This is a genomic window from Paenibacillus sp. NPDC056579 (genome assembly GCF_042793215.1).
GTDB lineage: Bacteria > Bacillota > Bacilli > Paenibacillales > NBRC-103111 > Paenibacillus_S.
The window spans coordinates 1-18,777 of the sequence record NZ_JBHTVD010000019.1; the positions used below are offsets into that span (position 1 = coordinate 1).

General features: G+C 49.0%; 16 protein-coding genes, 12 tRNA genes, 1 rRNA gene and 2 pseudogenes. 25 read left to right on the forward strand and 6 right to left on the reverse strand.

All coding sequences use genetic code 11. From position 1 onward, the window contains the following. The 24 genes and pseudogenes from rrf to ACFQ88_RS37615 all read left to right on the forward strand — a co-directional run. Positions 1-95, forward strand: a 5S ribosomal RNA gene (gene rrf / locus ACFQ88_RS37500); the annotation flags it as partial. Positions 96-101: 6 nt separating this feature from the next. Then, positions 102-177: transfer RNA gene (locus ACFQ88_RS37505), tRNA-Asn, on the forward strand. Between the two features lie 3 nt (positions 178-180). Then, positions 181-256 (forward strand) — tRNA-Thr (locus ACFQ88_RS37510). 6 nt (positions 257-262) lie between these two features. Beyond that, positions 263-337: transfer RNA gene (locus ACFQ88_RS37515), tRNA-Glu, on the forward strand. A 16-nt stretch (positions 338-353) separates the two neighbouring features. Continuing rightward, positions 354-429 (forward strand) — tRNA-Val (locus ACFQ88_RS37520). A gap of 7 nt (positions 430-436) precedes the next feature. Further along, positions 437-512: transfer RNA gene (locus ACFQ88_RS37525), tRNA-Thr, on the forward strand. 20 nt (positions 513-532) lie between these two features. Further along, positions 533-607 (forward strand) — tRNA-Gln (locus ACFQ88_RS37530). Between the two features lie 5 nt (positions 608-612). Next, a tRNA-Lys gene (locus tag ACFQ88_RS37535) sits at positions 613-688 on the forward strand. Positions 689-703: 15 nt separating this feature from the next. After that, positions 704-783 (forward strand) — tRNA-Leu (locus ACFQ88_RS37540). A gap of 8 nt (positions 784-791) precedes the next feature. Continuing rightward, a tRNA-Gly gene (locus ACFQ88_RS37545) sits at positions 792-866 on the forward strand. Between the two features lie 7 nt (positions 867-873). Further along, a tRNA-Arg gene (locus tag ACFQ88_RS37550) sits at positions 874-950 on the forward strand. 55 nt (positions 951-1,005) lie between these two features. Then, a tRNA-Pro gene (locus ACFQ88_RS37555) sits at positions 1,006-1,082 on the forward strand. An 11-nt stretch (positions 1,083-1,093) separates the two neighbouring features. Next, a tRNA-Gly gene (locus ACFQ88_RS37560) sits at positions 1,094-1,167 on the forward strand. A 98-nt stretch (positions 1,168-1,265) separates the two neighbouring features. Continuing rightward, positions 1,266-1,537: pseudogene (locus tag ACFQ88_RS37565) on the forward strand (iron chelate uptake ABC transporter family permease subunit); the annotation flags it as partial. Next, positions 1,527-2,294: pseudogene (locus ACFQ88_RS37570) on the forward strand (ABC transporter ATP-binding protein). The pseudogenes ACFQ88_RS37565 and ACFQ88_RS37570, both read left to right, overlap by 11 nt. A gap of 34 nt (positions 2,295-2,328) precedes the next feature. Then, on the forward strand, positions 2,329-3,114 hold the full coding sequence (gene srtB, locus ACFQ88_RS37575) for a class B sortase (RefSeq protein WP_379462860.1): 786 nt from the start codon (positions 2,329-2,331) through the stop codon (positions 3,112-3,114). Between the two features lie 202 nt (positions 3,115-3,316). Then, complete coding sequence (gene ppc / locus ACFQ88_RS37580) at positions 3,317-6,109, forward strand: phosphoenolpyruvate carboxylase (RefSeq protein ID WP_379462862.1); 2,793 nt, start codon at positions 3,317-3,319, stop codon at positions 6,107-6,109. Between the two features lie 317 nt (positions 6,110-6,426). Then, positions 6,427-6,993: an RNA polymerase sigma factor SigW gene (gene sigW / locus ACFQ88_RS37585; protein ID WP_239630987.1), complete on the forward strand. Its 567-nt coding sequence runs from the start codon at positions 6,427-6,429 to the stop codon at positions 6,991-6,993. 79 nt (positions 6,994-7,072) lie between these two features. Then, the gene (locus ACFQ88_RS37590) at positions 7,073-7,681 is read left to right on the forward strand and encodes a zf-HC2 domain-containing protein (protein ID WP_379462865.1); all 609 of its coding nucleotides are present in this window, start codon (positions 7,073-7,075) and stop codon (positions 7,679-7,681) included. Positions 7,682-7,818: 137 nt separating this feature from the next. After that, on the forward strand, positions 7,819-8,625 hold the full coding sequence (cdaA, locus tag ACFQ88_RS37595; RefSeq protein WP_239630989.1) for a diadenylate cyclase CdaA: 807 nt from the start codon (positions 7,819-7,821) through the stop codon (positions 8,623-8,625). Further along, a complete protein-coding gene (locus ACFQ88_RS37600) occupies positions 8,622-9,944 on the forward strand; it encodes a CdaR family protein (protein WP_379462867.1) in 1,323 nt (440 codons plus the stop codon). Before cdaA ends, ACFQ88_RS37600 begins: the two co-directional genes overlap by 4 nt. Positions 9,945-9,974: 30 nt before the next feature. Then, positions 9,975-11,315, forward strand: a complete 1,341-nt coding sequence (gene glmM / locus ACFQ88_RS37605) for a phosphoglucosamine mutase (protein ID WP_239630991.1) — start codon at positions 9,975-9,977, stop codon at positions 11,313-11,315. Positions 11,316-11,912: 597 nt separating this feature from the next. Beyond that, a complete protein-coding gene (glmS, locus tag ACFQ88_RS37610) occupies positions 11,913-13,742 on the forward strand; it encodes a glutamine--fructose-6-phosphate transaminase (isomerizing) (protein WP_379462870.1) in 1,830 nt (609 codons plus the stop codon). A 245-nt stretch (positions 13,743-13,987) separates the two neighbouring features. Further along, positions 13,988-14,098, forward strand: a complete 111-nt coding sequence (locus ACFQ88_RS37615) for a helix-turn-helix domain-containing protein (protein ID WP_379462941.1) — start codon at positions 13,988-13,990, stop codon at positions 14,096-14,098. 772 nt (positions 14,099-14,870) lie between these two features. Here the strand turns inward: ACFQ88_RS37615 and ACFQ88_RS37620 are convergent. From ACFQ88_RS37620 to ACFQ88_RS37640, 5 genes are read right to left on the reverse strand one after another with little or no spacing between them, the layout of a single operon-like run. Continuing rightward, a complete protein-coding gene (locus tag ACFQ88_RS37620; RefSeq protein WP_127462733.1) occupies positions 14,871-15,167 on the reverse strand; it encodes a spore coat protein in 297 nt (98 codons plus the stop codon). A 14-nt stretch (positions 15,168-15,181) separates the two neighbouring features. Further along, positions 15,182-15,385 carry a hypothetical protein gene (locus ACFQ88_RS37625; RefSeq protein WP_239631006.1) on the reverse strand — a complete coding sequence of 68 codons (204 nt, stop codon included), beginning with the start codon at positions 15,383-15,385 and terminating at the stop codon, positions 15,182-15,184. A 31-nt stretch (positions 15,386-15,416) separates the two neighbouring features. Continuing rightward, entirely contained in the window at positions 15,417-16,553 is a 1,137-nt protein-coding gene (locus ACFQ88_RS37630; protein WP_239631007.1) for a zinc-dependent alcohol dehydrogenase, read from the reverse strand. Continuing rightward, positions 16,550-16,936, reverse strand: a complete 387-nt coding sequence (locus tag ACFQ88_RS37635; protein ID WP_379462873.1) for a spore coat protein — start codon at positions 16,934-16,936, stop codon at positions 16,550-16,552. The genes ACFQ88_RS37630 and ACFQ88_RS37635 overlap by 4 nt, the downstream gene beginning before the upstream one ends. 12 nt (positions 16,937-16,948) lie before the next feature. Beyond that, positions 16,949-17,191 (reverse strand): spore gernimation protein GerQ, encoded by a 243-nt coding sequence (locus tag ACFQ88_RS37640; RefSeq protein ID WP_379462875.1) that lies wholly within the window; start codon positions 17,189-17,191, stop codon positions 16,949-16,951. A gap of 189 nt (positions 17,192-17,380) precedes the next feature. Between ACFQ88_RS37640 and ACFQ88_RS37645 the strand changes: the two genes are divergently transcribed. Continuing rightward, positions 17,381-17,662 (forward strand): hypothetical protein, encoded by a 282-nt coding sequence (locus ACFQ88_RS37645; RefSeq protein ID WP_063184920.1) that lies wholly within the window; start codon positions 17,381-17,383, stop codon positions 17,660-17,662. Between the two features lie 479 nt (positions 17,663-18,141). On the opposite strand, the gene ACFQ88_RS37650 is transcribed toward ACFQ88_RS37645, so the two are convergent. After that, positions 18,142-18,552 carry a CBO0543 family protein gene (locus ACFQ88_RS37650; RefSeq protein WP_379462878.1) on the reverse strand — a complete coding sequence of 137 codons (411 nt, stop codon included), beginning with the start codon at positions 18,550-18,552 and terminating at the stop codon, positions 18,142-18,144. Between the last annotated feature and the right edge of the window lie 225 nt (positions 18,553-18,777).

Here is an 18,777-nt window from a genome sequence, read left to right on the forward strand (position 1 = left end):
AACCACGCGTACCCATACCGAACACGACCGTTAAGCCTTCCAGCGTCGATGGTACTTGGACCGAAGGGTCCTGGGAGAGTAGAACGTCGCCAAGCGGACATTCCCTGATAGCTCAGTTGGTAGAGCACTCGACTGTTAATCGAGTTGTCACAGGTTCGAGTCCTGTTCGGGGAGCCATAAGCTTCCATAGCTCAGTAGGTAGAGTGCATCCATGGTAAGGATGAGGTCACCGGTTCGATCCCGGTTGGAAGCTCCAGTGCACGGCCCGTTGGTCAAGGGGTTAAGACACCTCCCTTTCACGGAGGTAACAGGGGTTCGAATCCCCTACGGGTCACCATTCTCTCTATACATATGGAGGCTTAGCTCAGCTGGGAGAGCATCTGCCTTACAAGCAGAGGGTCGGCGGTTCGATCCCGTCAGCCTCCACCATGAATATGCCGTTGTAGCTCAATTGGTAGAGCAACTGACTTGTAATCAGTAGGTTGGGGGTTCAAGTCCTCTCGACGGCACCATCTTTACACTCAATGCATATTGGGGATTAGCCAAGCGGTAAGGCAACGGACTTTGACTCCGTCATGCCTAGGTTCGAATCCTAGATCCCCAGCCATGTATGAGCCATTAGCTCAGTTGGTAGAGCACCTGACTTTTAATCAGGGTGTCGTAGGTTCGAGTCCTACATGGCTCACCATGTTTTTCTTAAAGCGCGCGTATGGCGGAATTGGCAGACGCACTAGACTTAGGATCTAGCGGGCGACCGTGGGGGTTCAAGTCCCTCTACGCGCATTGTTTTTGCGGAAGTGGCTCAGCGGTAGAGCATCGCCTTGCCAAGGCGAGGGTCGCGGGTTCGATTCCCGTCTTCCGCTCCATAATTATGTGCCCTTAGCTCAGCCGGATAGAGCGTTTGACTACGAATCAAAAGGTCGGGAGTTCGAATCTCTCAGGGCACGCCATTAATCAAATACAAGCTTATGCTGTAAACTTTTAAAAGTTTGCTTCATATACCATCGGGACGTAGCTCAGCTTGGTAGAGCACCTGGTTTGGGACCAGGGGGTCGCATGTTCAAATCGTGTCGTCCCGACCATTTTTATTTACGCGGGTGTAGTTCAATGGTAGAACTCCAGCCTTCCAAGCTGGTAGCGTGGGTTCGATTCCCATCACCCGCTCCATAATCTTTAACGACGACTTGAGATTGCTCAGGTTTTTTTTATATTAAATTACTTTAATACGTTGATTTGATGAAGTGAAGATGGCAAATTGAAGTTAAGCGAAATTGCTAGCTGTGACAGCTACGGCCATCGGCGGCTTGATCGCCTTTGCCGGACTGCTGATCCCCCACATTACCCGGCTGCTTGGTCGGCTCGGATCATAAGGCGCTCCTTCCGTTCTCGGCCCTTGCCGGGGCATTGCTTATACTGGCTGCCGATACGCTCGGAAGAACGCTGCTCGCTCCTGCCGAAATTCCGGCATCGATAATTATGACGGTGATCGGCGGCCCTTTTTTACTTTAGAAAGAATGATCGCATCTATGGAAATTAGAGATGTCAGCTTTTCCTACGACAAAGCAAACGATCAGCTGAAATCGATAACGGGCAGCATCGACACCGGCAAAATTACAACCATCATTGGACCGAATGGCTGCGGCAAATCGACGCTGCTCGGCGTCATGTCGCAAAACTTTACGCCCCGGAGCGGGCAAATCGTACTGGACGGCAAGCTGCTGAGCGAGTACAAGCCCAAGGAGCTTGCACGAAAGCTGGCTGTCGTTCATCAGCAAAATGAAGCTCCGTCGGATCTGACGGTTGAGAAGCTGACCGGCTTCGGACGGATGCCACACCGGCGTTTATTCGCACAGCCGGATGAAGAGGATGAGCAGGCAGTGGAGTGGGAGTTGTCGTGCACGAATTTGCTGTCCAAGAGGAAATTGACCATTGATCAATTATTGGGCGGAGAGAGGCAAAGAGTGTGGATCGCCATGGCATTGGCGCAAAAAACAAAAATACTGTTTTTGGATGAGCCGAAAGCGTATCTTGACATATACTAACAAATTGAACTATTAGAGTTAATTAAGACTCTTAACGCGACCTACGGGCTGACGATTGTTATGGTCCTCCATTATATTAATCAAGCGATTCGTTATAGCGACCGGCTGATCGTGATGAAGGATGGAGCCATCGAGATGATGGGTGAGCCGAGGAAAGTCATTACAGCCAATGCGGTCAAATCGATCTACGGGGTAGATGTGGTTGTAAAATATGATACCGGATTCTATCTGGTACCGCTAGGCATCTCATGACGAGTAGCGGGAGAAAGTACTTAGGGGAGCTTTAATGGGACTAAGTATAATCGGAATAGCTTATTCCTCTTATCAGCTTGGTTTCAGCTATGCAACAGGCAGCCAGGCTACGGCTGAGGCGCGCCAAATCTATTATTCGAGCTCGGAGGAGCCAGCGGAAGCCAAACCACCGGAAGCCAAACGGGCGGAGGCCCGAGTCCCTGCCATCCCTGCCATGCCTTCAAAGACAACTTCCCGATTAGACAGCTTGAAAAAGATTACTCCGGACGTTGTCGGCTGGCTAAGACTGCATGACACCCCGATTGATTACCCCATCGTTCAAGCGCAAGATAATCTGTATTACTTGAACCGCAATTACAAGCATGAAGAATCGAAGTCCAGAAGCATTTTTATGGACTATCGCAATAGGGCAGAAGAAGAGAATCGGCACACGGTTATCTACGGCCGTAATATGAAAGACGGCTCGATGTTCGGCCAGCTGAAGCGGTACGCGGACCTGGAGTTTTTCCGCACCCACCCTGCATTCACCTTCGATACCTTATATGAGAGTTATGTCGCGGAGGTGTTCTCCGTCTACTACACGACAACCGATGTCGATTATATCCGAACCCAGTTCGATACCGATGCGGAATATGAAGCTTTTGTACAAGACATTCGGGAACGGTCGTTGTATCCTTCGGATGTGTCGCTTTCTGCGGATAGTCTAATTATTACCTTATCTACGTGCGATAGTACAATGGATAAGGAAGCGGGACGTTTGGCGGTACATGCGAAGCTGACTAAGCTCGCGAAGGAGGATGGAGCCGGCAGATCCGAATAATGCTTTATAGAGTATTCGAGATTATTCGACTTTTCCAGCATAGGAAAAAGCTTCTATTTACTAGCCCCCGGGGGGTCTTTTTTCTTTGTTTTTACAAGGGAAAGTAAGAAAGTCTAACATTTCCTTTATAAATTTACTGCATGGTAGCGCGGTATTGTGTTAAAATATTCATTATGACCAAGGTAAGGGATGGAGGAGAACCATGTCGGATTCAGGCAGCTTGATTAACAAAAACACGTCAAACAACCTTTTGCGCAGAGATGTTCGCTTCTTGGGACACATTCTGGGAGAGGTTCTGGTTCATCAAGGCGGTAACGAGCTACTGGCCATAGTAGAGCAAATTAGAGAGATGAGCAAGAACCTGCGCGCCCAGTACAGTCACGAAATGTACGCGGAATTTAAAGAGACGATCAACTCTTTGGCCCCTGATAAGAGACATCAGGTTATTCGTGCATTTGCAATTTATTTTCAATTGATCAATATCGCTGAGCAAAATCACCGTATTCGCCGCAAACGCGATTACGAGCGCTCTGCAGGGGAAAATGTACAGCCGGGCTCCATTGAGGACGTTGTCCGCGATCTGAAGCACCAGGCGATTCCTGCAGCCCAAGTGCAGGATATGATTCAAGGCATTTCGCTCGAGCTCGTAATGACGGCTCATCCTACGGAAGCAAGCCGCCGCGTCGTTCTAGATATTCATCAGCGGATTGCCAACGACATGATGGAGCTGGACAACCCTAGTCTGACGTTCCGCGAGCGCGAACAGCTGCGGACCAATCTGCTTGGCGAAGTCGTTACGCTATGGCAAACGGACGAGCTTAGAGACCGCAAGCCGACCGTTATCGACGAAGTGCAGAACGGCATGTACTATTTTGACGAGACGCTGTTCGATGTACTGCCGGAAGTGTATCAAGAGCTTGAACGCTGTCTGCATAAGTACTATCCTGAGGAATCGTGGCATGTGCCTGTCTATATGAAGTTCGGTTCCTGGATCGGCGGCGACCGCGACGGCAACCCTTCGGTAACATCCGATGTAACCTGGGAGACGCTGACGATGCACCGGGAGCTGGCTCTTCAGAAATATGCGGAGCTGCTGCAAGACTTCATTAAGCATATGAGCTTCAGCAAAAACATCGTTGAAGTAACGCAGGAGCTGTTGGATGCGGTGGAGCATGACCGCAAGCATGTAAAGCTGTCCAATGCCGATGAAGTATGGCGTAATGACAAGGAACCGTATCGGATTAAAGTGTCCTACATGATTGAGAAAATTCAGCAATCCGGCAATTCCCGCGTGAACCCGACCCAGAAATATAACAATCCGGATGAATTCCTGGCGGACCTGAAGATTATCGAGCGCAGCTTGCGTAATCATTATGCCGATTTCATCGCGGACACCTACGTGACGAAGCTAATTCGTCAGGTTGAATTGTTCGGCTTCCATCTGGCATCGCTCGATGTAAGACAGCACAGCAAAGAGCATGAAGCGGCGATGACGGAAATTCTAGCCAAAATGAGCATTTGTCCAGATTATTCGGCTTTGGGTGAAGACGAGAAAATTGAGCTTCTGAGCAGCCTTCTGAATGAACAGCGGCCGATTACTTCGCCTTACATGAACTATTCCGAATCCACGCAGGAATGCTTGAACGTATACCGCGTCGTGAAGAAAGCGCAGCAGGAGTTCGGACGCCAATGTATCTCCAGCTATTTGATTAGTATGACGCAGGGCGCCAGCGATTTGCTCGAGGTGCTTGTGTTCGGCAAAGAAGCAGGCTTATACCGTCATGAGCAGGACGGCTCGGTCGTCTGTACGCTGCAATCCGTGCCGTTGTTCGAGACCATCGACGATTTGCACGCAGCACCGGATATTATGCGCACCTTGTACAAAATTCCTGCTTACCGCAACAGCCTGATCAGCACGAACCATCTGCAGGAAATTATGCTGGGCTATTCCGACAGCAACAAGGACGGCGGCGTAATCACAGCCAACTGGGAGCTTCGCGTAGCGCTTCGCAGCATTACGGAAGCGGCCAAAGAGTTCGGCGTGAAGCTGAAGTTTTTCCATGGCCGCGGGGGCGCTCTCGGCCGCGGCGGTATGCCTCTCAACCGCAGCATTTTGGCGCAGCCGGCGGATACGGTTGGCGGCGGCATCAAAATTACAGAGCAGGGCGAAGTGCTGTCCTCCCGTTATTCGCTAAAAGGGATCGCGTACCGCAGCTTGGAGCAAGCTACTTCGGCTTTGATCACGGCTGCTTTGAACGGACGCAATCCTCAAGCTGAGCAGATCGAACCGCAATGGGAAGAAATCATGAAGGACATTTCGGAGCAGGCGCAGACGAAGTATCAGGATCTGATCTTCCGCGATCCGGATTTCATGACTTTCTTCAAAGAGTCGACTCCATTGCCGGAAGTAGGAGAGCTGAACATCGGCTCCAGACCGTCCAAGCGTAAAGGCAGCGACCGGTTCGAGGACCTGCGCGCTATCCCTTGGGTATTCGCATGGACGCAAAGCCGTTACTTGCTGCCTGCATGGTATGCTTCCGGCAGCGGCCTCTACAGCTACTACCAAGGCAAGCCGGAGAACTTGACCGTGCTTCAAGAGATGTACCAGAACTGGTCGTTCTTCCGTTCCTTGATCGACAACTTACAGATGGCGTTGGCCAAAGCGGATCTGTTGATCGCCAAAGAGTATGGCAACATGATCAAGGACAACGCTATAGCGGAGCGTATTTTCAATTTGATTAAGGACGAGTACGACCGTACGTCGGATTTGATCTTGATGATTACCGGACAACAGGAAATTTTGGACAATGTGCCGGTTATTCAAGAATCGATCCGCCTGCGCAATCCTTACGTCGACCCGCTCAGCTACTTGCAGGTTCAATTGATTTCCGAGCTGAGAGCGCAGCGGGAACTGAACGAGGACGATGCGCTGCTGCTTCGGGAAGTGCTTTTGACCATTAACGGTATTGCTGCGGGACTCCGGAATACGGGCTGATCGTATTCGTATCCCATACGGAAATTGCATAATGTAATCCCCATCGGGCGGCCTGGACTCAGGACGCCTGATTTTTTTGCTATGAAACGAAATCGTTCCTACCCCGTAGGATAAAATAAAAACAATATTGAAGCCAATGTGCAGCTGCATAGTATTCGCTCTGGTTTTTTATGAAAAACTGTACATGAGGTGCGATGGTTTGGTATGATTTTCATATTGGCAGGAATCATTCCCGAAGATACCATGAACGGGGAGCGTCCTGACGAGTCCGGCCACCATAGCCTGAAGCAAGGACCGGAAGTCTGGAGGAGTGTCGTTTGAGTGAAATGGATGTAAGGCTCGCCAAATTGGCCCGAAATGGGGACAGGGCTGCGTTTGCCGAGCTAGTGGAGCTGTACAAGGACAAAATTTATCATCTGGCCAACCGGATGCTGCATAACCGCCATGAGGCGGAGGAGATTGTCCAGGAAACGTTTTTGCGCGTGTATACGAACCTGGAACGGTACGATGAGAACCAGAAGTTTTCCACCTGGATTTATCGGATCGGTACGAATCTTTGTATTGACCGTCTGCGCAAGCGGAAGCCGAATTATTCCCTGGATGCCGAGATGAGCGATGGGGAAGGTACGGATTGGTATGCCATGCTGCCGAGCCAAGAGGATACGCCTGACGATCAGGTTGTGCTAAGCGAGACGCAGTCGGAAATACGCAAATCCATCGATACGCTGCCGGATAAATATAAATCGATAGTCATCTTACGCTATTTGCAGGATTTGTCCCTTCAGGAAATCAGCGATGTTCTCTCGATGCCGGTGACCACAATCAAGACCAGGCTGCACCGCGGCAGGGAATATTTGCGCAAAAAATTAGAGCATATTTTATAAATGTTTTTGAAACAAAATCGAATGTCGTACGTAAAGTAACACACAAGCGTACAAGGACAACGGAAAGGAGTTGCTCTATATGGATTGCAATGAAGCCCTTCCTTTGATGCATGAATATTTGGATGGCGGATTGAAGGGCAAAGAGGCCGTCACATTAAAAGAGCACTTGCTTGCTTGTCCGGCTTGTAGAGAGCGTCTGAAGCAGTTCGAAAAAGTCGAAGCGCTCATTCAAGCGTGGCCTAAGCAGGAAGTGCCCTCAGGGCTGACAGAGCGCATCATGCAGGCTCTACCGCCTGAGAAACGTAAAAATCCTTGGTGGCAATGGATTCGCAGACACCCGGCCGCATCAGTCGCGGCAGTATTTGCGCTCGTGATGATGAGCAGTTTCATGTCACTATGGAATCAGGATACCGAGCTCTTGGTGAAAGGTTCAGATCTTCGGTCGGTCGTAATAGAAGGGGATACGGTTTACGTTCCTCAAGGGAAGACTGTTGCCGGTAATTTGACGGTCGAGAACGGGAAGCTGAAGGTGGACGGAGATATTGAAGGAAATATTGTCGTGATTGACGGATCGGTCGTAATGGCGTCGACGGCGCATATTTCCGGACAAATTACAGAGATCGACGAGGCGTTCGGCTGGCTCTGGTATAAAATGAACGATTGGGCTTCGACCTTATCGCATAAATAAATAGTTCGTATGAACCATTTTTCGAAAATCCTCCCTAATTGACAGTGTGAAAGGGAGGGTTTTTTCTTCATTATGTGGTATGATGGAAAGAAGGGATTATAGATATATAAGCTGGATCCTGTTTGGGGGCAAATGATATGGATTTCATTCGTGCCATCAGTATCAAAGACATTGTCGACATTCTAATCGTTAGCTACGTTATATATAATTTGATCTTGCTGGTCAGGGGCACCCGAGCCATTCAGCTGCTAAAAGGAATTTTCGTAGTCGTGGTTACATGGGCGCTCAGTATTTGGTTCAAGCTCAACACGCTGCAGTGGATGATGAATCAGATGTTCACCTTCGGGGTTCTTGCGGTCATCATCATTTTTCAGCCGGAACTGCGCAGAGCACTGGAGCAGCTGGGCCGCGGAACTTTGTTTAGCAGAACCACAACGGAGGACGATCAAGAGTTAAGTCGGCGGGTCGGCGAAGTACTTAAGGCAGTTAATTATTTAGCACGTCGAAAGATTGGGGCATTAATCGTTTTTGAACGGGAGACCGGCTTGAAGGATTACATAGAGTCAGGGATTTCGATTGAAGCGCACATCAGCTCCGAGCTGTTGATCAATATTTTTATACCGAATACGCCTCTGCATGACGGGGCAGTCCTATTAAGCAAAAATCAGCTTATGGCCGCGGGATGTTACCTGCCTCTGTCCGAGAATCCTTTTATAAGCAAGGAATTGGGTACACGGCACCGCGCGGCGATAGGAATGAGCGAAGTGTCCGATGCGATCTGCGTCATTGTCTCGGAGGAAACAGGACAAGTCTCTCTTGCTATGAACGGGCATATCGTCCGCGATATTAAGGAGGAATCGCTTCTCTCCAAGCTGTTCGAGGAGCTCAAGTCGAAGACGAAGACTAAGGAAAAAAGCTCCATTTGGAAATGGAGGCTGCGATGATGGACCAATGGCTGCGCAACACGAATGTAGTGAAGGTGGTCGCTCTCGTCATCGGGATTTTATTGTGGGCAGTTGTCCATATGGATGACAGCACGGTCCCCGGCACGGGAGGAACGGGAGTACGGGAGGAGCAAATCTCCAACGTCTCTGTTACGCCAAAATACGACAATAATCAGTTTTATGTTGAATCCATAGACCCTGCTCAGGTAGTATTAACCATATCAGGGAAAGATTCTATATTGAAGAAAGCCATGAGCACGAGCAACTATTCCGTCGAGCTTGATTTGACGAAGGTTGGCAAGGGAGAGCATATACTGCCGCTGACACCGGTTGGATTTCCCTCCAACGTGACGGTCAAAGTAAGCCCGCCTAATGCGAAGGTTGTAATAGACGAGAAGTCGAACAAGCAAATGCCGGTTACCGTCAATGTCACCGGGATCCCTGCCGTCGGATTGAAGGCGGGGCAGCCGATCGTGAAGCCGAACAAGGTGACCGTCACGGTTCCTAGCGGTAGCATCGAGGAGATAGAGTCGGTAAGAGCGGACGTGAATGTGGAGAAAGCCCAATCTCCGGTATCCAGCAAGGCGCGTCTCGTAGCCTACGACAAAAACGGCAAGGTTATGGAGATGGCGGCCATCAACCCGGCTGTAGTCGAAGTGGAGGTGCCGATCACGAGTCCGTTTACGACGGTACCGCTTCAGCTAAAGCTGGTAGGGGAACCGCCGCGGGGCTTCAGCGTAGCTTCGCTGCAGCAAAATACGGATAAAGTGACGGTGTACGGGTCGCAGGATGTCCTGAACCGCATGGAGTATTACGAGGGGCCGAGCGTCAATCTGGCGGATTTGAAGGAAGAGAAGGAATATACGCTCTCTCTGGATATTCCGCTGCGCAACAAAGCCACTCAGCTGGACCCTGCCAAGGTGGAAGTAAAAATCAATATTGTTGCTTCGGCAACGAAAACGTTGGAGCAAATCCCATTGTCCATTGTAGGGCAAAATGACGGGTTCGACACGAAGGTGGTGCTGCCGGAAAGCGGCAAGCTGAACCTGGTCGTGGAAGGTGCTCCGGCGCTTCTGGATAAAGTGAAGGCGCAGGATGTGCAAGCAATCCTGGACGTCAGCAATTTGCCGCCGGGTCGTCACGAGCTGCCGGTCACGCTGAATTTGCCGACCTTTATTAAGAAAGGTCCGCAGCAAGACTTTAAAGCGACAGTCGAGATCAGCGCCAAGCAGGCGAACGCTAACGCCAATGCGAACACGAATGCTAATGCGAACACGAATGCAAATGCAAACGCTAATGATGCGGCCAAGCAACCATAGCCAACGGGAGAAGAAAGGGAGATTTCGTTCATGGGGAAATATTTTGGAACTGACGGAGTACGTGGAGTCGCGAATCAGGAGCTGACTCCCGAGTTAGCATATAAGATCGGCCGCTGCGGCGGTTATGTATTGGCAGGGCAAGTGGAGAAGCCGAACGTATTGATCGGCCGGGATACCCGGATTTCGGGAACGATGCTGGAAGCCGCGCTTGTAGCGGGACTTTTGTCCATCGGAGCCAACGTCATTCGACTTGGAGTCGTTTCGACGCCGGCGGTTGCCTACTTGACCCGTACGATGAAGGCGGATGCCGGAGTTATGATTTCGGCTTCCCATAACCCGGTAGAAGATAACGGGATCAAATTTTTCGGCGGGGATGGCTATAAGCTGTCCGATGAAACCGAGCTCGAAATCGAGCGTCTGATGGATGCCGAGGTGGACGAGCTTCCTCGTCCTGTCGGAGGCGATCTCGGAACGGCTGAAGACAACGAGCAGGCTAAATATCAATATTTGGACTTTTTGAAATCGACGGTGAAGTCGTCCTTCAAAGGCTTCAAAATCGCACTCGATTGCGCTAACGGTTCCGCATATGAGCTGGCGCCGAAAGTATTCGAAGCATTAGGTGCCGAGGTTATTACGGTAGGAGCGGAGCCTAACGGCCGCAACATCAACGACCATTGCGGGTCTACGCATCCGGAAGCACTGCAGAAGGTAGTGCTGGAGCATAAAGCTTCGATCGGTTTGGCGTTCGACGGCGATGCGGACCGGTTGATTGCTATCGACGAGAAAGGTGAGGAAGTCGACGGCGATTTCATTCTGAGCATTTGCGGACACGCGCTGAACGAAGCGGGCTTGTTGAACAACAGCACGATTGTAACGACGGTAATGAGCAATATCGGCTTTTTCAAAGGGATTGAAGCGGTTGGCTTGAAGGCGGCGAAGACGGCGGTCGGCGATCGTTATGTGATGGAGGAAATGCGCAAGGGCGGCTATAACCTGGGCGGTGAGCAATCCGGACACGTGATTTTCCTGGATTACAACACAACGGGAGACGGCATTCTGACGGCGCTCCAATTGATGGATACGCTCGTTCAATCCGGTAAGAAGCTGAGCGATTTGAAGCAAATTATGCGCAAATATCCGCAAAAGCTGGTTAACGTGCGCGTAGCTGATAAGAGCAAATGGAAAGAGAACGAGGCTATCGGCCAGGCCATTCGCAAGGTTGAAGAAGAGCTCGGAGATAACGGCCGCGTACTGGTAAGACCATCCGGTACGGAATCGCTGATTCGGGTTATGGCGGAAGGTCCGGACAAAGCTCAAGTAGAAGCCTACGTACAGGATATTGCCGGAGTCATCCAGCAGGAGCTTGGCTAATAGATAATAGGCATTGTAGATGCAATCATATCCATATCATAGATTTATTAGTAGAAATTCTCTAATGGGTTTGGAAGCCTGTTAGAGAATTTTTCCTTAAAACTGACGCATGAAAACATCATGAAAATATGTGTTGCACATCGGTACGAAAATGAATATGATGGTTATATGCATTTTGATTCCGAAATGGAAAGGTGGGTAGAGGTTACAACAATCATAGCGCCAGAACTTACGAGGGTTTCTACATAGATTGGGAGTCCGATTCATAGGACTAGACAGGATCTAGCGTTTGGAAAGCCGCTTGTAAGTTGACGAGGTGAAGGTGTTCGAAACATTCGGCGGGGACCTTCCGGTAGACGATCACTACCGTACAAGCCGCGATTGGAAATCATCCGGGCGACTGGATGGACAAAGATCCGGCATGACGAAAAGACGGACGGACGTTGTATCACTCCGCAGGGGAATGGCGTCTCAGTCAATAGCCAGATGCATTCATTTCCTGCTGCTGATACAAAATGTACCAATTGTGTCGGTCTCATTCTAAAAGTGCGTTCGCAGAGGACGCATTTCCTAAAATAGCAGGAGGTTCTATCCCTTATGTGCGGTATTGTTGGATACGTTGGAAAACGTAATTCTCAGAATATATTGATTGAAGGCTTGAAGAAACTGGAGTATCGCGGTTATGATTCCGCAGGTGTTGCTGTATTTACCGAGAACGGGTTGGAAGTGAAAAAATCGAAGGGCAGACTTGCGAACCTGGAGTCGAAGCTGGGAGAAGCGCCGCTGAACGGATATATCGGTATCGGCCATACCCGCTGGGCTACACACGGCAAGCCTTCGGACATTAACTCTCATCCTCATACGGATAACTCGCATAAATTTTCCGTCGTTCATAACGGCATTATTGAAAACTATATTTCTTTGAAAGAAGAATTGATTGCCAAAGGACACGTATTCGTATCGGAGACGGATACGGAAGTCATTTCGCACCTTATTGCAAGCCTGTATCAAGGCGATATTGTTAAAGCGGTACAGCAAGCTGTTACCCGCATGAAAGGCGCTTTTGCACTTGGTGTTTTGACCGAATATGAGCCGGAGAAGCTGGTAGCCGTTCGTTTGTCTAGCCCGTTGATTATCGGCGTAGGCGAAGGCGAGAACTTCATCGGTTCGGACATTCCCGCGATTTTGGACTATACGCGTAATGTGTATATTTTGAATGACGGAGAAATGGCGGTTTTGACGAAAGATGGTGTCGAATTAATGACACTGGAGGGGAATTTTATTTCCCGGGAATTATTCTATGTCGATTGGGACATTATGACGGCGGAAAAAGCCGGATTTGATCACTTTATGATGAAAGAGATCCATGACCAGCCGAAGGCTTATCGCGATACGATGGGATCCCGTCTGGATGCGTCCGGAACCAAAGTCGTTCTGGATGACATCAATATGTCGGCTGAGCAGATCCTCTCGATCCGCAACGTTCATATTATCGCATGCGGTACCGCGTATCATGCAGGTCTGGTTGGAAAAACCGTCATTGAGAAGCTGGCTAGAATCCCTGTGGAAGTCGATGTTGCTTCTGAGTACCGTTACCGTGAACCGATCATCAACAAAGACACTTTGGTTATCGTAGTGAGCCAATCCGGGGAGACGGCCGATACGCTGGCTGCACTTCGCGAGGCCAAGCGTAACGGTGCTGCGGTTCTTGCCATTACTAACGTAGTAGGCAGCTCGGTTGCTCGTGAAGCCGATCATGTTATCGTAACATGGGCCGGTCCGGAGATTGCCGTTGCTTCTACGAAAGCTTATACTTCACAGCTGATCGCATTCTATCTGTTCGGTCTGTATCTGGCTCAAACGCTGGAAACGAAAGAAGCAAGCTTTATCGCGAATGTGATTTCCGAGCTGAAGCTGCTTCCGGAGAAGGTTGAGCAAATTTTGGAGCAATCCGAAAGCATCAAAGAATGGGCTGAGCAAATTTCGACACACAGCAACCTGTTCTTTATCGGTAGAGGTCTTGATTACGCAGTTGCACTGGAAGGCTCCTTGAAGCTGAAGGAAATTTCCTACATTCACTCCGAAGCTTATGCTGCAGGCGAGTTGAAGCACGGTACGCTGGCGTTGATCGAAGATGGCATTCCGGTCATTGCGCTCGGCACGCAAGAAGACCTATTGGAAAAAACGATCAGCAATATCAAGGAAGTTAGTGCCCGCGGCGCTCATGTATTCGGGCTTCAGTCCGAAGGGCAAGCTGAGCTCGGCAAAGCAGTGGACGGCGTATTCACGATCCCTCGCACCTTGCCGCTGCTGACACCGGCCTTGTCCGTGATTCCGCTGCAGCTTCTGTCCTACTACGCCTCCTTGGCGCGCGGCAACGATGTCGATAAACCGCGTAACTTAGCTAAGAGCGTGACGGTAGAGTAAGGTTGTCTGTTTTGTGGGGGATAGTGTCCGGTGATAAAGATGTCTGGAACCAGTGGAAGATGTCTGGAACCAGTTAAAGATCTATGGAACCAGTAAAAGAAGGGAGCCCGAGAGGAATAATTCGGTGCTCCCTTTTAAATTGCGTTTAAGTTGATTTACAGAGAACTTCAAGACCGGTGGTGAAATTGATGAGTGACATTGGCATAGAATCAAATGTATCCGCAAAGAGAATAATTTAAAACTAAATTCAGTTTGCAAAAAGTATAGGCATATCACAAGGAAGCCTGAGTGAAATTGAAATGGGAATTAGTAATCCCTTTGCGGAAACACTTATATCTATAACAAGAATGAAATAATTGAGATAATGCAACTTAAAGAAAGATTAAGATCAATAAAACGAAGCTAATATTAATTAGTGGGTCCCAAGCGAGTGGTTTTTTACATGCTACATACCAAATGAGCAAACCGTTTCACGGAAACTTTCCGTGGAACGGTATTTTTGTATTTGTAGAAAAACAAATGAGCTAAATAAACAAATAAAAATGAGCTCTTTGGCAAAGAAACTCTTTCGTCAAATTAATATTCATAGCTCATGCTGTCCCTGCAAAATAAAGTGATAGACTCGGAAATAGTTGTAGACTATGAAAATAAAGGTATAGACTCAGAAAATAAAGGACTAGACCGACTGCGGCGTTACGCTAACCGGCAGTATAGTTACTCAAACTCCCGCCGTTCATAAGCGGACAAAACATCAGCAGGGACCTTAAGAAAACTAGCAGAATAGTTCAATTAATTCTACAGAATGCCAGGGGGATTGAGTATTTTAAAATCACAAATCAGACGTTACCTGGAAAGAATTGTAAACAAAAAAATGCCTATAGAGAAGAGACGGGAGAGCAGAGATGCACAGAGTGCGTGGTGATGACAGTCTGAAGCAAAACAAACGAAGGAACGCTTGTTTAAGTGTGTTTGTGACGAAGCCAAAAAAAGTGCGGAGCGTGTCTGCCCTTGTTGTATTGTTGGATTCTTGACACGGGGAATATTTGATTCTCTCAAGTCTTCGGCTAAAATCAAAAAACGCGCCTGAACCATGGTGGCTTTGCGCGTTTTGTCGGACGAAATACGGTGTCAGGACGGGATGTTCATAGCGGTCTGAATATTTTTCAGATCGAGCTGAATTTGCTCCGGAATATGGTAGGGATGGTATAGGCCCCGCTGCATCATGTAGTTTGTTATCTTTTCATGGGAGTCTATAGCTTCGTCGAGCTGTTTCATCAAAATTTGCTTGATTTCGGGGGTGGCACATTCGGTTACGGCCATGGCGTAGTTTCTGACTCCGCTCTTGGCGTTCATCAAAAAATCCATTGCGATCACGTCGTCGGTCAGCGTATGAAGCCCTGTCAAGTGTTCTAATAGGGTGTTCATGTTTCTATCTCCTTTTAGGTTAGGGTCACTTTAGACAGCACTCCACCGAGCTCCTGAAGCTGCTGCTGTGATAATTGCACGTCTTGCTGCAAAATTTGCCTGAGCTCCGGGTCGGTTACCAGAGCCTGCATGGTTTTGCATTTGGTCATGCAAACGGTCTTGAACGCAGCCATTTCATGAACCTCCAGCATCTCATGCAAAGCGTAATTGGAATTCATTCGGATTGTCCTCCCCTGTATTTACCCATATTCAGGGCTTTAAGATGACTTTGATGCAATTGTCCGTTTTCGTATCGAACATTTCATAGCCGTGCTTGGCCTCGCTAAGCGGAATGACGTGCGTAACAATATCTCCAGGGTCTACTTTGCCCGACGTTACCAGCTCGTACATATACGGCATGTAGTGAATGACCGGGGCTTGTCCGGAACGGATATTCACGTTGCGCTGCATGATGTCGCCGAGGGGGAATCCGTTATAGCGTCCGCCGTATACCCCAGTGACTTGGATGGTCCCGCCTTTGCGGACAGCCTGAGACGCAATGATAAATGCGCTCATGGTGCCGCCTTGCAGTTTCAAACCGCTGGCTAGAAATTCGAGATCGCTCATCTTGCCGTCCATTCCTACCGCATCAATCACGACATCGGCGCCGCCTTTGGTCATTTCCTTGAGATTGTTGCCGATATTCTTATCCTGTTCGAAGTTTACGATTTCCACATTGTTTGTTCGCTTCGCATGCTGTAAGCGGTAATCGACATAGTCAACGGCGATGACTCGCTTTGCTCCCTTCAGCCAGCAGAATTTCTGGGCCAGAAGTCCGACCGGACCGCAGCCGAGCACGATGACCGTATCTCCATTCTTGACACCGGCGTTATCTACGCTCCAGAATGCCGTCGTCATGGCATCGGCGATCAAGCTTAGCTTTTCGTCCGGTTGCTCGCAGTTTTCAGGAATCTTGAAGTGGGTGAAATTAGCAAACGGAACTCGTAAATACTCGGCTTGCCCGCCAGGGTAACCACCGGTCGTTCCGGAGTAGCCGAAATATGCGCCCATATCCCCGTGTTCGTTTGAATTGTCGCATTGGCTTTCCAGCTGATTCTTACAATAAAAGCATTCCCCGCATGCGATGTTAAAAGGGATGATCACCCGGTCGCCTTTCTTTACCTTGGTCACTCCAGGACCTACTTCTTCTACGATCCCCATCGGTTCATGCCCGATGACATAGTTCTCCTGAAGGTTAGGGATCATCCCGTGAATCAGGTGAAGGTCCGAACCGCAAATGGCGGAACTGGTGACTCTTACGATCATATCGTCCGGTTTCACAATCTTCGGATCCGGCACCTCTTTGACCACGACATTTTTAATCCCTTGATACGTTACCGCCTTCATGCTTTATGTCCTCCAATATGTTCATCTGGGGTCCGATCAAACATCCCTTTACGCGACGTATCATCCGGGAACAAATTCATCTGCCCGATCATCACCGTATTTTTCGCTGAAAGCTGGTCGAGTTGGTACTGTTCGTTCAGCTCGCAAGGATGGAACCATTTTTTGCGAATCATAAGCTCCGTGATTTCTTGGTGCAGTGCAATCCCCTGCATAAGATGATTTCGCAGCAGCGCTCTTACATCGGGAGAAGCCGTTTCCGTCAGGGCGATGGACAAATTTCGCACACCCTCCTTGGCACGAATAAGGAAGTCCATTGCAAATGTCATATCTGCCATCTCCGGCATATTTAACGAATTAATCGGGTCTAAATAATCGGTGTTCATTGGCGCTCCCCTTTAATGAGTGATAGGTGTCGGGCTATTCGGAACAGGCGTTTGGAATGGAGCTCTTGCGTAGATGGCCTGGAGCTCGGCGATCTGTTGCGTGGATAGAATGACGTCCTTCTGCATTAACGCTTTCAGCTCCTGGTCAAAGACCAAGCCTTGCATAAGTTTTGACTTAGCGAGGCAGAGCGTTTTGAAGTTTAACGCTTCATGCAGTTCCATCGATTCGTGCGGCGCTAGCGTTGGCGTATTCATTGAGTAATTATCTCCTTTCTTTCATCAAAGTTAGACTTTCCTACGCATTGGATCCTATACTAAAATGGATTGCCGAAAATCTGGGGTCCGAATATTCCCATGCAGTCGTAAGAATATAAACAAAATCTCAACCGCATACTTATTTCTGTTTAAGTTATTGATCTTTGCTCTAAGGAGGGAGGACTCACCTTGCCCAATGAAAACAAAATTGATCTAGCCACCGAAAATGCAAGAAAACCGGCAGAAGGTACACTTCACTCGAGCGGCAATACGCTAGAGCAGCATGCATCTAACGCGGTTTCTGAGGCGCAAACGGCTTTAAATCAGGCGATAAGCTCAATAAGTGAATCTAATGCGGCAACAAATTCACAAGCTTTGGAGACAGCCCGGCAGCAATTGACCCAAGCAGAGGAATTTTTAGATCAAGCGCAAACTTCAGCAAACGCATTACGTCTGCCGGACCAACAATAAAACGGTAGCTTTGGTAGTGGCAGAGATTCTCCTTCTTTGTCGGATACAAGTGGAATCAAGCTCACTAATGTCGAGGTATGGTCGTCTGTCTATGTAGACGCTGCGTATGATGTTTTCCGAATTTACGCCGATACTCTCCGGCAAATGAACTGCGTTGACGCTTGGAGGAACGTATTTGCCATAGACGCGGAGAGTCACCGTAATTAACCTCTTAATGTTGAAGAGCATATTTTTAAGTGGATAATAGCAGACTACGGAAATTGCCCCCTTTCAATGAGACACTTTTGTACGTCGGCGAACGCGCTTGATTTGGCGGACCAGCGCAGCGAATCATGACAAGCGGAAGGGAGGCCCTTTAAGGCGCCCTCCCTCTTTCTTCTGCTTCCTATTATTACGGATTGGTCGTTAAAATGCCGATGTTTCTTCAGCACTACGCGCGGCGGCAGCAGGAGCGCGGCCAGCGTAGCATAGCCCTACATTTAGGAACGTGTCGTACTGGATGCGTTCTTTTGTTTTGCCGTTTCCACTCGTGTCATGGTTCCGAAGTAGATCACGCAGAACGCTCGAGTCATCAGGAATGTGAGGAAAATCGTAGCCCACGACCAAAACCAGTTCCAACGAACATACCGAATCAGATCGGTATATTGTACGAGCAGCACCTCAACTATCGTCAGTACAGTAGTGAATAACACGTAATAGCCGAATTGAATCCAGCCACTCCGATGGCTCGGATAATACGCGTTAAACACCGCGCATGTCATCGGATAGGCCATATATTCGTAGGTGAAGCTCGTCCGGCTAACGTCGGCAAGCTCCCTTACGGGATAGGCGAGAAGTTTGAGCTCGACCACGGCATGACCGAAAATACACGTAATACACTGTTTGAACAATAAACGACCATCGCCAATCGACGTTTCTGCCGCGGGATGATGAGAATCAATAACAATGAAAGGATCCACACTGAAACGATAATGCCGTATTGCAGCAGCAAACTTATCGCTCGCTCGCTTCCTTCCTGAAAACTTTGCGATCCCTAAAGAACCAACCCGCTAGGCCGTGGACGGATAGGAATATAATCGATAACACGATCGCCATCAAACTCCAGTGAAAATGTA